The following is an 11,212-nucleotide window of genomic DNA, read 5'->3' on the forward strand; positions in this document are numbered from 1 at the left end:
CGAGGGAGTAGACCCGTGATGACCCGATCCACGCGCCGGACCCGCACCCGCACTCTGCGCGTGGCCGGCGTCGGTGCCGCCGCGCTGCTGGCCCTGAGCGCCTGCTCGTCCTCCGACTCCGACTCCTCCTCCAGTTCCTCTCCGAAGTCGGACACCTCGGCTGCCTCCTCGCCGAAGCTCTCCGGCACGGTGACCGTGTTCGCCGCCGCCTCGCTCAAGGAGAGCTTCACGACCCTGGGCAAGGAGTTCGAGAAGGCCAACCCGGGTACGAAGGTCACCTTCAACTTCGGCGGCAGCGACACGCTCGCCGCCAGCATCACGGGGGGCGCCCCGGCCGATGTGTTCGCCGCGGCCAGCCCCAAGACGATGGCGATCGTGACGGACAAGAAGGACGCCGCGACCACGCCCGCGACCTTCGTGCGCAACCAGTTGGAGATCGCGACCCTGCCCGGCAACCCCGACAAGGTCGCCTCCCTGAAGGACCTCACCAAGTCCGGCCTCAAGGTCGTGCTCTGCGACAAGACGGTGCCGTGCGGTGCCGCCGCGCAGAAGGCGCTGGACGCGAGCAAGCTGAAGCTCACCCCGGCCTCCTACGAGCAGGACGTCAAGAGCGCCCTGACGAAGGTGGAGCTGAAGGAGGCCGACGCCGCCGTCGTCTACAAGACCGATGTGAAGGCGGCGGGTGACAAGGTGGAGGGCGTGGAGTTCCCCGAGTCGGCCAAGGCCATCAACGACTACCCGATCGCCCTGCTGAAGGACGCGCCCAACGCGGCGGCGGCGAAGGCGTTCATCGCGCTCGTGCAGTCCGCCGAGGGCCACAAGGTGCTCACCGCCGCGGGGTTCCTGCAGCCGTGACCGAGCCGGACGCCTCCGACGCCGCGGCCGGCACCCTCACCGGTGGGCCGCGGCGCCGGCGCGTCCGGACGGGACCCCGGCCGGCCGGGGTCCCGCTCCCCCTCCTCCTCCCCGCCCTGGTCGGCCTGGCCTTCCTCCTGCTTCCCCTGATCGCCCTGCTCGTACGGGCCCCCTGGCGGGACCTCCCGAACCAGCTGACCAGTACGGCCGTCTGGCAGGCGCTCCAGCTGTCCCTGGTCTGCGCCACGGCGGCGACCGGGGTGAGCCTGGTGCTGGGCGTGCCGCTGGCCTGGCTCCTCGCCCGTACGGACTTCCCCGGCCGGGGCTTCGTGCGGGCCCTGGTGACACTGCCCCTCGTCCTGCCCCCGGTGGTGGGCGGTGTGGCGCTGCTGCTGGCGCTCGGGCGCAACGGCGTCGTCGGGCAGTGGCTGGACTCGTGGTTCGGGATCACGCTGCCGTTCACCACGGCGGGCGTCGTGGTCGCGGAGGCGTTCGTGGCGATGCCGTTCCTGGTCATCAGCGTGGAGGGCACGCTCCGGGCGGCCGACCCGCGCTACGAGGAGGCCGCCGCGACGCTCGGCGCCTCCCGGTTCACCGCGTTCCGCCGGGTCACCCTGCCGTTGATCGCGCCCGGGATCGCCGCCGGTGCCGTACTGGCGTGGGCGCGCGCCCTGGGCGAGTTCGGGGCGACGATCACCTTCGCCGGCAACTTCCCCGGCCGCACCCAGACCATGCCGCTCGCCGTCTACCTGGCCCTCCAGAACGACCCGGCCGCCGCGATCGCCCTGAGCCTGGTCCTGCTGGCGGTGTCGATCGCGGTCCTGGCGGGCCTCAGGGACCGCTGGACGGCGGCGCCGTCATGACGGACCCGACGCTTCCCCCGGGCAAGCCCCCGGCCTCCGACAAGGGCCTCGACGCCCACCTGGTCGTCCACCGCGACGCCTTCCGTCTCGACATCGCCCTGGCCGCCGCGCCCGGTGACGTCGTCGCGCTGCTCGGGCCGAACGGGGCGGGCAAGAGCACCGCGCTGCGGGCACTGGCGGGGCTCACACCGCTGTCCGACGGCGGCCGGATCCGGCTGGACGGCGCGGACCTGGGGCGCACGCCGCCCGAGGCCCGCCCGGTCGGTGTCGTCTTCCAGGACTATCTGCTCTTCCCCCACCTGTCCGCCCTGGACAACGTGGCGTTCGGGCCGCGCTGCCAGGGCGTACCGAAGGCGGCGGCGCGGGAGCTGGCCGCGCGGTGGCTGGAGCGGATGGGGCTGGCCGAGCACGCGGCCGCCAAACCGCGCCGGCTGTCCGGCGGACAGGCACAGCGCGTCGCGCTCGCCCGCGCACTGGCCACCCACCCCCGGCTGCTCCTGCTCGACGAGCCGCTCGCCGCGCTCGACGCCCGCACCCGCCTCGACGTGCGCTCCCAACTCAGGCGCCACCTCAGCGACTTCGAGGCCGTCGCCGTACTCGTGACGCACGACCCACTGGACGCGATGGTGCTCGCCGACCGGCTGGTCGTCGTCGAACACGGCCGGGTGGTCCAGGAGGGGACGCCGTCGGACATCGCCCGCCACCCGCGCACGGACTACATCGCCCAGCTCGTCGGCCTCAACCTCTACCGGGGCGCGGCCGAGGGCCACACCGTACGCCTGGACACGGGTCCGGCGATCACCACGACCGAGGACCTGGCCGGTCCCGTCTTCGTGGCGTTCCCGCCCAGCGCCGTCACGCTGTACCGCGACCGTCCGACCGGCTCCAGCGCGCGCAACCTGTGGCGGTGCGAGGTCGCGGGCCTGGAGACGCACGGCGACCAGATCCGCGCGGACCTCACCGGAGAGCTCGCGCTCGCCGCGGACCTGACGACGGTCGCCGCGGCCGAGCTCGACCTGCACACCGGGGCCCCGGTCTGGGCGACGGTGAAGGCCGCCCAGACGCACGCGTATCCGGCCTGACGAGGCCTGAAGAGGGGGACGGGCCACTCCTCGCGGTCACTCCTCCTTGGGGACGGCGTCGGCGCGGACCATCACGCAGTCGAACTCGACGACCCGGCCGGTGCTCTCCTCACGCGTCACCGGGTACATCCCCGAGATCTCGAATCCGCTGCCCTCGTACGTGGCGATCGACTCGCTCATCCGGGGGCTGCCCTCGTAGAGCCGCAGGGCCGCGACCTCCGACTGCATGCCCACGAAGTCCGCGATCCTCTCCCCTGCCCCCGAGAACACCTCCAGGTCGTAGCCCTGGGTGTCCATCTTCAGATACGGCCGGGGGTCGGCGATGCCGTCGAGCGCCTTCTCCAGCATCCCGTCGAGGCGCCGGATCTCGATCTCCTCGGTGTTGGTCTTCGCGAACCTGAGGTAGCGGTCCTTGCCGTAGTCGCTGGGCGGGAGAAGGGAGTTCATGGTGTTCCAGCCCACGTGGATGGACTGTGCGGAGTCCTCGCGGCCGAGCCCGACGTTGTACACCCACCAGTCGTCGTCCTTCTTGGCGGCGCGCTCCAGCCTCTCGAAGGCGTCCTTGGTGGGTTCGAAGGAGACGATCCGGCCGGTGTAACCGAGCTTGCGCAGCCGCCGCCCGTACTGGCCGGAGTTGGCACCCACGTCGAACACGCAGTTGACCTGGTACTTCTCCAGCAGGGCAGTAACGTGCTGGGTACACAGATATTCGGCGGCGGCAAGCTGGAAACGGCGTTCGTCGGCCGCCGAGGCCGTCTCGTCGACCAGCAGCCGCCCACCGGACTCACCGAAGGAGACACTGCCCCACACGTCACCCGGCGACGAAGGCTCGCGGGCGACCACCCACATGTCCGCCTTCGCCTCCGCGCCCACCGGTGTGACCACGTACTGTCCGCTGCCGCGGGCGATCAGATCGGCGGCGCGCCCCAAGGGGACGCGAGTGCGTTTGCCGCGCCGGTAGACCACCGCCGCACCCGAACCGAGATCAAGAACCCGCACCCCGATCCGGGGCAGCAGACCGAGCATTCTTCTGTAAAGGGTCGGCATCCCCACACCCTTTCAGACTCCTGTGAGACACGGGAGTGGTCGGAGAACTTTCGAACGGAAGGACGGCGAGTGAACACGAGCACCGATCCGCAGAAGCCGGCGACGGCCGCCGCACTGGGCATGCAAAGGCATCCCGAGGGCGGCTGGTTCGTGGAGACATGGAGGGCGGCGCGGGACTTCCACCCCGACGGTTATCCGGGTCCCCGGGCCGCCGCCACCGCCATCTACTTCCTGCTGTCCCCCGGGGAGACCAGCGCCTGGCACACGGTCCGCTCCGACGAACTGTGGCTGTGGCACCGCGGCGGCCCCCTCGACCTCCTCCTCGGCGGCGACGGCGAAGCTCCTGACGCGCAGCCTGCGGTCCTGCGTCTGGGCCCCGCCCTGGAAAGCGGCGAGCGCCCGCAGGCCCTCGTCCCCGGCCACGTCTGGCAGTCCGCCCGCCCGGCCGGCGACCAAGAGGTCCTGGTCAGCTGCGTGGTCGCCCCCGGCTTCGACTACGCGGACTTCCGCCTCCTCGGCAACGGGCCGTGAACCACCGGCAACCCTGCCGTGAACCACCAGCAACTCTGTACATCCTTGGCGGCTTTGTGACCTCCGCCCCTGGTTGCCGATCTCCGGGGGCGGGCATCACCCGAGGGCAGGACCGGCCGCGCACCATTTCGCGCGGGTCCCGGCCGGCGGGGGTCCGGTCGCCGGGTACCGGTTGTCCTGGGAGGGGAAGTGAGGTTGTCATGCGTGCGCAGCAGCGCGCCGTCCGACTGGCCGCCCGCGTGGAGTACACACTGCCGCGCGCGGCCGTTTCGGCAGGCAGGGCCCGCAAGTTGACCTCGGCGTTCCTGACCCGCCCGCGTCCGCGGACGGCGGCGCCGACCGCCGACCAGGTCGACGACGCCACGCTCATCGCTTCAGAGCTCGTCGCCAACGCCGTCCGGCACGGCCGTACCGGCTGCCGGCTGCGGCTCCAGCTGGGACACGGCGGCGAGGTGACCGTCGAGGTCCACGACGACAGCCCGGGCCGCCCCCGGGTCGGCCTGGTGGACACCGACGCCGAAAGCGGCCGCGGCCTCGCGATGGTCCAGCAGCTCGCCCACCGCCTGGAAGTCGTCAACACGGGCATCGGCGGCAAGACGGTCCGGGCGATCCTGGCGGTGTAGCCCGCCCGCCTCACCCGGGAGAGTGACCCGGGGCGGACCATCCAGCGGAGTCGACCGGTGGAGAGCCCGCTCGCAGGTAGAGACAAGCATGCGCTTCTCTTCTGACGAGCCTCACGAGCTCCACGTGCCGCAACCGCCGTGCCAGCCGCACGGGCCGCACGGGCCGCACGGGCCGCGCAAGAAGATCTGGGTGACGGCGATCACGGCCACGACGGCGCTGGCGGGCGCCCTGACCGCCCTCCTGCTCCTGCTCCCCGGCAACGAAGACACGTCCCCGCACCCGGTCTCGGGGGACGAGGCCCTGCGCATCGCACTGGCCCGGTTCCGCGCGTACGAGGAGAGTCCTGCGGAGGTGACGGTCCGGCTGCCCGCGGCGGAGACGGGGGGCGGGACGATCACGGTGCGTGCGGTGGTCGACCACCATGTGCACCGGGCCGTGGGCGCGTACGAGATCGTCGACGACACCCGGACCGTGCAGGGCCTGCTCGCCTGGGATCTGGAGGGCCTCGCCGTGGCCCGGCCGCCGACTGCCGCGCCCGGCGCCGAGCCCGGCCGAACGACAGCCAGGCCCCCCGCCCCGGACATCGTGACGACCGCCGCGGGGGCCGTCCGCAGGGCCGGCACTCTCAAGCGCGAGGAGTGGACCCGCCGCCCCTACTCCTCGGCGCCCCTGGACCGAGCCCTGCGCCTGGTGCTGTCCGTGGCCGCGGACCGGCCCGACAACGCGGAACTCCTCGCCCGTTCGGGCCCGTTGTGGCTGCGCGACGAACGCCTGGACGGCCACCGTTACGGTGTCTTCTCCAGCCCGCGCCCCGGCCCGAGCGCTTCCGCGAGCCCGGCCGACGACTCCGCTCTCACCTACTGGATCGACACCGACGGCAACCTCCGCCGCGTCACGGACCGGATGTCGCCGGGCCACTACGCGACGGTGGACTTCGTGGCGACGAGGGTGCGGACGGACGTCCCCGGCGCTCCGTGGACGAAGGGGTGAGGAGACCTTCGCCGAAGGGCTGAGGAGACCTTCTCCGACTGCGCCGGTCCGGCCGGTCCGGAAAATGGGCGGGGGATGCTGGGCCGAACGGGTGTTACGCGGTCTCGGCCCAGCTGGGGACGGCGGAGCGGGCCGGGGTGACGGTCGGGCGGCAGACGAAGCCCAGACGGGTGAGGGCGCGGGCGACCTCGACCTCGGTGAAGTCGCGGCGGTCCTGCTTGGTGATGACCTCCCCGACCTGCTTGACGGGGTAGGTGTGCGGGCCGATGACCACGGACGCGCTCGTGACGGGTTCGGGCTCGCGGCCCGCCATCGAGTGCTCGACCTCACTCTTGATGAGGTCGAAGGGGAAACGGGCGATCACACAACGCATGGTGTCTCCGCGGGATGAAGTTTCACGGCGCCGGAAGGTGGGCACGGCAGACCGGAAAGTGGGCACAACGGCCAGAAAATTCGCCGGAAATTCAATCCGGAACGACCGGGAACGGCCGGGCTGAACCGGTGCCGACCCGGACGGAAGAAAAAAAGCAGGTGGCCGGGGCCCGCACCTCATGGTGCAGGTCCCGGCCACCTGTAAGCGTCGGCCGACTCAGAAGTCAGGCGTCAGCAGGTCCCGGACTAGGCGGGGACGATGTTCTCCGCCTGCGGGCCCTTCTGGCCCTGCGTGACGTCGAAGGTCACCTTCTGGCCTTCCTGGAGCTCACGGAAGCCCTGGGTGGCGATGTTCGAGTAGTGGGCGAAGACGTCGGCGCCGCCGCCGTCCTGCTCGATGAAGCCGAAGCCCTTTTCCGCGTTGAACCACTTCACGGTGCCAGTAGCCATGTCAAATCTCCTTCGGGGCAAAGCTCGAGGACCCACACTGTGCGGGTCCGCGTCGCCGCAATGATTGCCCCATCCGGAAAAACTCCGGATAATTCAGAAGCGACCGACCGGTACGGACCGGAAAGTGCGCTCCAAGACTTTGGGAACCACAACTGCAACTGATATCGACACTAGCACGTGCAGCTCCCGAAGGGCGGCGCACTATCTCACCCCACGCTGGGGAATAAAAAAACCCCCCGGACGGCGGCCCATTTTCTACCACGGCGATGACAGATATGTGCCCGCAGACCCTCGCCGGGGCGGTCCTGTGGGCAGTGGCGGGGTGACCGGCCGGGCCGCTCACCCGGACGGCCCGGTACGGCTGGTGGGTCGCCGGGCCCGGTGGTGGCGTGGGAGGGACACTCGCGCGTCCGCTCCCAGGAGGCCTCCGCCATGCAGGTTCCGAACGGTCCTACCGGTCCGTACCGTCTCCTCGCCCGCGCCTTGGCCGCGGGCGTCCTGGTGTCGGCGTCCGCGTGCTCGTTGCACGGCGTCGTGAGGCCCGCGGACGCGCCGGCCATCGTGCCGCCCGCCGGCTCCGCCACCCCCTCCCTCACCGACGCCCAGGCCTCGGCCGCGCTGATCACCCAGGGCGAGCTGGGCGGTCGCTGGTCCGCGACGCAGGGCGGGGCGACCTGGCGGGACGGGCTCCTCAAGACCCGGACGGACGCGCCGGACTGTCAGCGGCTGCTCGACGGTCTGTACGCCGAGGATCTGCTGGGCGAGCCGACGGGAGCCCGGGCCGTCGTGGGCCTCGACGAGAGCGGCAACGCGGCGCAACTGCGCTACCAGGTCGCCGCGTACGCCGCTTCCTCGGAGGTGGACGCCAAGCTGGCCTGGTTGCGGACGCTGCCCGCGAAGTGCGCGCAGTTCACATCCACGGACGTGCGGGGTGGGCGGCTCAACGTGACGGTCGTGCCGGCGGTGTTGCCCGGGGTGGGCGACGCGCGGGAGGGGCTGCGGCTGACGATGAGCGGTGCGTCGTCCGGCGACAGTGGTGACGGTTCCGGCGCGGCGCCGATGCTGACGCTGGACTTCGCCGCCGTGCGGGTCGGGGACCGGGCGGTCTCCCTCACCAACGGCGGGCTCGGCGGGGCGGCGCAGGACTCCACCCAGCAGGCGGTCCAAGTCGGTACGCAGCGGCTTCAGGACGTCCTGGCGGGCCGGCCCACCACCACCGCGCCGGCCACCCCCCTCACCAGCGCGCCGACCGTCCCCCGCGCTGACACGCCCGCCGTTCCCCGCGCCGACACGCCCGCCGTCCCCCGCGCCGACACACCCGCCGAACCCCGCGCCGAAAGTCCCGCCGACACCGACGAAGCCGACGACACCAGCGACGGCAACACCGCCGCCGACACCATCGACACCGCCGACGCCACCGACACCGCCCAGGAGGGCTGAGCCCGGGGTCCGACACCAGGACAGGGCTCCGCCCCGATCGCCCGCCCAACCGAAGTGCCTTGCCCGCGGGCCCGTGGGGCCTGATCGCGCAGTCCCCGCGCCCCCCAAGCGGGGGCTCCGCCCCCAACCCCCCACCACCCGAAATGCCCTGCCCGCGGGCCCGTGGGGCCTGATCGCGCAGTCCCCGCGCCCCCCAAGCGGGGGCTCCGCCCCCAACCCCCCGCCAACCGAAGTGCCCTGCCCGCGGGCCCGTGGGGCCTGATCGCGCAGTTCCCCGCGCCCCTAAGACCCGCGGCCCTGGAAGTCTCGCGGTGGTGGTCAGCTCCGGGTCGGCCTCCGCCTGGCCCAGGTGGTTGAGGGAGCGCGTAACGACGGCGCCTACCCGGCGGGTACCGCCACCACGGACGGCGCGGTGGGCACGGGCGTGGTGGCGGTCCGACCGGGATAGGTCGCCACGCCGCCGGTGCCGCCCGGCAGGGCCTTGCCCTCGGTCGCCGACGGCAACAGGTCCACCGCCGGGGTCGGGGTGGTCGCGCCCCCGATCTCGATCACCGCGCCCGGCGCCAACTCCTTGTACAGCCACTCCGCGTCGTCGCGGCGCAGGCCGATCCAGCCGGTCGTGACGTCGTAGTTCCCGGGGGCCTTCTCGTCGCCCACGAGGGTTCCGACGAAATTCGTCGTCCCGTCGGCGGCACGCAGACCGATCACCCAGGCCACTTTCTCCATGTACTTCCCCGTGTACATGGTCAGTGTCTTGACGTTGTCCTTCGTGACGACCGTCATCCGTCCCGTGGCCGTGGGGTACCGGGCGGAACCGGAGGAGATCGGCAGCTCGCGGCCCGCGACCGTCAGCACGCGCCGCGTGAGGTCGACGGTGGCGTCGGGCGCGGCCGGGGAGGGGGTGCTGGGCGGGGCGGTGGGGCTCGCGGCCGGGGAGGGGCGGTCCTCGCGGTCGCCGCCGGTCAGGTTCAGGGCCACGACCAGGGCCAGACTCGCGGCGGCGCAGGCACCGGCGACGGTCACGGCCGTCCGGCGGCGGCGCCTGCGGCGTACGGCCCGCAGCCGGATCTCGGCACCGGACACCGACGGAGGAATCTCGGCGTCCTGGGCCAACTCACGCAGGCCGGAGGCGAGTTCATCGGACACGGTCGTCCTCCCTCTTCCCCTCGTCCGTCGGATTCAGCGAGCGCGCGAAGCCCTGCGAGTCCGGGGAGCCCGCAGAACCCACTGAGCCCGCGGACGGCTTCCCCCTGTCCGCGCTCTTCCTGCCCCTGTCGGCGGTCTCCCACTCGTCCGCCGACGCCAGCGTCCGCGCCAGCGCCGCCCGGCCGCGGGACAGCCGGGCCTTGACCGTGCCCACCGGGGCACCGGTTTCGGAGGCTACCTGCTCGACACTGAGGTCGCACAGATGGTGCAGGACCAGCGCCATCCGCTGCGCCTCGGGCAGCGTGCGCAACGCGGCGACCAGCGCGGTGCGCTCGGGGTCGGGGCCCGGCGTGTGCTCGGGCGGCGGGGTGCGGCGGACAAGCTCCAGCCAGCGGCGCGCGCGGCGCCAGCGGCTCACCGCGAGCCGCATCGCCACGGTCCGTATCCACGCCTCCGGCGCCCCTTCGGCGAGGAAATCCCGCCGCCGGTCCCAGGCGCGGACGAACGCCTCCTGGACGACGTCCTGCGCCTCGCCGTGGTCCCCGGTGAACGCGTACAGCTGACCGGTCAGCCGGGGGAACGCGGCGGCGTAGAACGCGTCGAACTCTTCCTCGGTCATGCCCCCCGTCTCTTCCCCGGTCGTGCCCCCGCCGGAGACTTCGGAATTTCCGCCGCCCCGTGCAACCCGGCGGTCCGTGCCATGCGTACAGGTCCCGTACGCCGCACATCGAAACACACCGCAGGGGGAGCAGGATGACCAGGAGAGCCAGGAGCCGTCGTACAGCGGCCGGTTGGACGGTGGCCGCCTTGTGCGTGCTCGCGCTCGCGGGCTGCTCGAAGGGGGCGGCGACGGGGAGCGCGGGCACCGAGGTGGACACGGCGGCGCAGCCGAACACGGCGGCCGGTCAGAAGCCGACCACCCAGCCCGTCAAGGCCGAACCCCTCGCGAAGCTGACCGGCGCGCACATCAACATCGCCGACGGTCAGACCGTGGGCGTCGGCATGCCGATATCCGTCACCTTCGACCACGCGATACCGGCCGGTGAACGGGCCGAGGCGGAACGGCAGTTGAAGGTCGACGCCGATGTCGAGGGCTCCTGGAGCTGGGTGAAGGACCGCAATCTGGTGGAAGGGCAGCGGGTGGACTTCCGGCCCCGCGCGTACTGGAGCCCGGGGACCAAGGTCACCGTCCGGGCGGGCTCGGGCATCACCCGGCACTTCACCGTGGGCCGTTCGCTCGTCGCCACGGTCGACGTGCGCACGCACATGATGACGGTCGTCGAGGACGGGCGGACGCGGACCGTCCCGGTCACCGCGGGCGCCCCGGGCATGGACACCTGGAACGGCACGATGGTCGTCTCCGACAAGGCGACCAAGGTCTTCATGAACTCGCAGACCGTCGGCTACGGCGACGCCTACGCGGACTATTACTACTACGCCGTCCACCTCACCACCTCCGGGACCTACCTCCACCAGAACCCGAAGGCCAATACGTACGCCGGGCACCAGAACGTCACCCACGGGTGCGTCGGACTCGCGACGGACGGCACCGCGAAAAAGTTCTACGACGAGGTCATCCCCGGCGACGTCGTCACCGTCGTCGGCTCCAAGGACACGGTGGCCGTGGGCAACGGCTACGGCGACTGGAACGCGGACTGGGCCCAGTGGCGGGCCGGCAGCGCGCTGAAGTGAGCCCGGGGGGGGGGGGGGGGGGGGGGGGGGGGGGGGGGGGGGGGGGGGGGCGCCCCCCCCCCCCCGGCCCGGGCCTACGCGCTTCTCAACATGCCTGAAAGCACGGCGGGCTCCGACGAG

General features: G+C 72.3%; 13 protein-coding genes. 8 read left to right on the forward strand and 5 right to left on the reverse strand.

Features of this window, described 5'->3' with window-relative positions:
* Nucleotides 1-18: 18 nt before the first annotated feature.
* Genes modA through ACIQTP_RS31325 form a run of 3 tightly spaced genes read left to right on the forward strand, consistent with a single transcriptional unit; the run spans nucleotide 19 to nucleotide 2,800 of the window.
* Entirely contained in the window at nucleotides 19-855 is an 837-nt protein-coding gene (modA, locus tag ACIQTP_RS31315; RefSeq protein ID WP_403406072.1) for a molybdate ABC transporter substrate-binding protein, read from the forward strand.
* Nucleotides 852-1,718, forward strand: coding sequence for a molybdate ABC transporter permease subunit (gene modB / locus ACIQTP_RS31320; protein WP_403406075.1), 867 nt, complete (start codon nucleotides 852-854; stop codon nucleotides 1,716-1,718). Before modA ends, modB begins: the two co-directional genes overlap by 4 nt.
* Nucleotides 1,715-2,800 carry an ABC transporter ATP-binding protein gene (locus ACIQTP_RS31325; protein WP_403406078.1) on the forward strand — a complete coding sequence of 362 codons (1,086 nt, stop codon included), beginning with the start codon at nucleotides 1,715-1,717 and terminating at the stop codon, nucleotides 2,798-2,800. Before modB ends, ACIQTP_RS31325 begins: the two co-directional genes overlap by 4 nt.
* A 36-nt stretch (nucleotides 2,801-2,836) precedes the next feature.
* On the opposite strand, the gene ACIQTP_RS31330 is transcribed toward ACIQTP_RS31325, so the two are convergent.
* Nucleotides 2,837-3,847, reverse strand: a complete 1,011-nt coding sequence (locus ACIQTP_RS31330; protein WP_402039059.1) for an FkbM family methyltransferase — start codon at nucleotides 3,845-3,847, stop codon at nucleotides 2,837-2,839.
* Nucleotides 3,848-3,916: 69 nt separating this feature from the next.
* On the opposite strand from ACIQTP_RS31330, the gene ACIQTP_RS31335 reads away from it, so the two are divergent.
* The 3 genes from ACIQTP_RS31335 (at nucleotide 3,917) to ACIQTP_RS31345 (ending at nucleotide 5,992) form a co-directional block, all read left to right on the forward strand.
* A complete protein-coding gene (locus ACIQTP_RS31335; RefSeq protein ID WP_403406081.1) occupies nucleotides 3,917-4,378 on the forward strand; it encodes a cupin domain-containing protein in 462 nt (153 codons plus the stop codon).
* A gap of 200 nt (nucleotides 4,379-4,578) precedes the next feature.
* Nucleotides 4,579-5,001, forward strand: a complete 423-nt coding sequence (locus ACIQTP_RS31340; protein ID WP_403406084.1) for an ATP-binding protein — start codon at nucleotides 4,579-4,581, stop codon at nucleotides 4,999-5,001.
* A 190-nt stretch (nucleotides 5,002-5,191) separates the two neighbouring features.
* Nucleotides 5,192-5,992 (forward strand): hypothetical protein, encoded by an 801-nt coding sequence (locus ACIQTP_RS31345; RefSeq protein ID WP_403406087.1) that lies wholly within the window; start codon nucleotides 5,192-5,194, stop codon nucleotides 5,990-5,992.
* Between the two features lie 94 nt (nucleotides 5,993-6,086).
* On the opposite strand, the gene ACIQTP_RS31350 is transcribed toward ACIQTP_RS31345, so the two are convergent.
* Both ACIQTP_RS31350 and ACIQTP_RS31355 read right to left on the reverse strand, forming a co-directional pair.
* Nucleotides 6,087-6,365 (reverse strand): SCO5918 family protein, encoded by a 279-nt coding sequence (locus ACIQTP_RS31350; protein WP_168493771.1) that lies wholly within the window; start codon nucleotides 6,363-6,365, stop codon nucleotides 6,087-6,089.
* 245 nt (nucleotides 6,366-6,610) lie between these two features.
* Complete coding sequence (locus ACIQTP_RS31355; RefSeq protein WP_010986199.1) at nucleotides 6,611-6,814, reverse strand: cold-shock protein; 204 nt, start codon at nucleotides 6,812-6,814, stop codon at nucleotides 6,611-6,613.
* Between the two features lie 432 nt (nucleotides 6,815-7,246).
* Here ACIQTP_RS31355 and ACIQTP_RS31360 point away from each other — a divergent pair, with 432 nt between their 5' ends.
* Nucleotides 7,247-8,254: a hypothetical protein gene (locus ACIQTP_RS31360; protein WP_403406091.1), complete on the forward strand. Its 1,008-nt coding sequence runs from the start codon at nucleotides 7,247-7,249 to the stop codon at nucleotides 8,252-8,254.
* A gap of 378 nt (nucleotides 8,255-8,632) precedes the next feature.
* On the opposite strand, the gene ACIQTP_RS31365 is transcribed toward ACIQTP_RS31360, so the two are convergent.
* Nucleotides 8,633-9,400 carry a L,D-transpeptidase gene (locus tag ACIQTP_RS31365; protein WP_403406094.1) on the reverse strand — a complete coding sequence of 256 codons (768 nt, stop codon included), beginning with the start codon at nucleotides 9,398-9,400 and terminating at the stop codon, nucleotides 8,633-8,635.
* A complete protein-coding gene (locus ACIQTP_RS31370; protein WP_403406097.1) occupies nucleotides 9,390-10,019 on the reverse strand; it encodes a SigE family RNA polymerase sigma factor in 630 nt (209 codons plus the stop codon). The genes ACIQTP_RS31365 and ACIQTP_RS31370 overlap by 11 nt, the downstream gene beginning before the upstream one ends.
* Before the next feature lie 134 nt (nucleotides 10,020-10,153).
* On the opposite strand from ACIQTP_RS31370, the gene ACIQTP_RS31375 reads away from it, so the two are divergent.
* Nucleotides 10,154-11,092 (forward strand): L,D-transpeptidase, encoded by a 939-nt coding sequence (locus tag ACIQTP_RS31375; protein WP_403406100.1) that lies wholly within the window; start codon nucleotides 10,154-10,156, stop codon nucleotides 11,090-11,092.
* Nucleotides 11,093-11,212 lie beyond the last annotated feature (120 nt).

The sequence above is a fragment of the Streptomyces sp. NPDC090798 genome, assembly GCF_044768965.1.
Lineage (GTDB): Bacteria > Actinomycetota > Actinomycetes > Streptomycetales > Streptomycetaceae > Streptomyces.

Coding starts and splice junctions, on each gene's coding strand:
- ACIQTP_RS31325 (WP_403406078.1), top strand. CDS start 1,715: ATGACGGACCCGACGCTTCCCCCGGGCAAGCCCCCGGCCTCCGACAAG.
- ACIQTP_RS31330 (WP_402039059.1), bottom strand. CDS start 3,847: ATGCCGACCCTTTACAGAAGAATGCTCGGTCTGCTGCCCCGGATCGGG.
- ACIQTP_RS31375 (WP_403406100.1), top strand. CDS start 10,154: ATGACCAGGAGAGCCAGGAGCCGTCGTACAGCGGCCGGTTGGACGGTG.
- ACIQTP_RS31340 (WP_403406084.1), top strand. CDS start 4,579: ATGCGTGCGCAGCAGCGCGCCGTCCGACTGGCCGCCCGCGTGGAGTAC.
- ACIQTP_RS31350 (WP_168493771.1), bottom strand. CDS start 6,365: ATGCGTTGTGTGATCGCCCGTTTCCCCTTCGACCTCATCAAGAGTGAG.
- modA (WP_403406072.1), top strand. CDS start 19: ATGACCCGATCCACGCGCCGGACCCGCACCCGCACTCTGCGCGTGGCC.
- ACIQTP_RS31370 (WP_403406097.1), bottom strand. CDS start 10,019: ATGACCGAGGAAGAGTTCGACGCGTTCTACGCCGCCGCGTTCCCCCGG.
- ACIQTP_RS31360 (WP_403406091.1), top strand. CDS start 7,247: ATGCAGGTTCCGAACGGTCCTACCGGTCCGTACCGTCTCCTCGCCCGC.
- ACIQTP_RS31355 (WP_010986199.1), bottom strand. CDS start 6,814: ATGGCTACTGGCACCGTGAAGTGGTTCAACGCGGAAAAGGGCTTCGGC.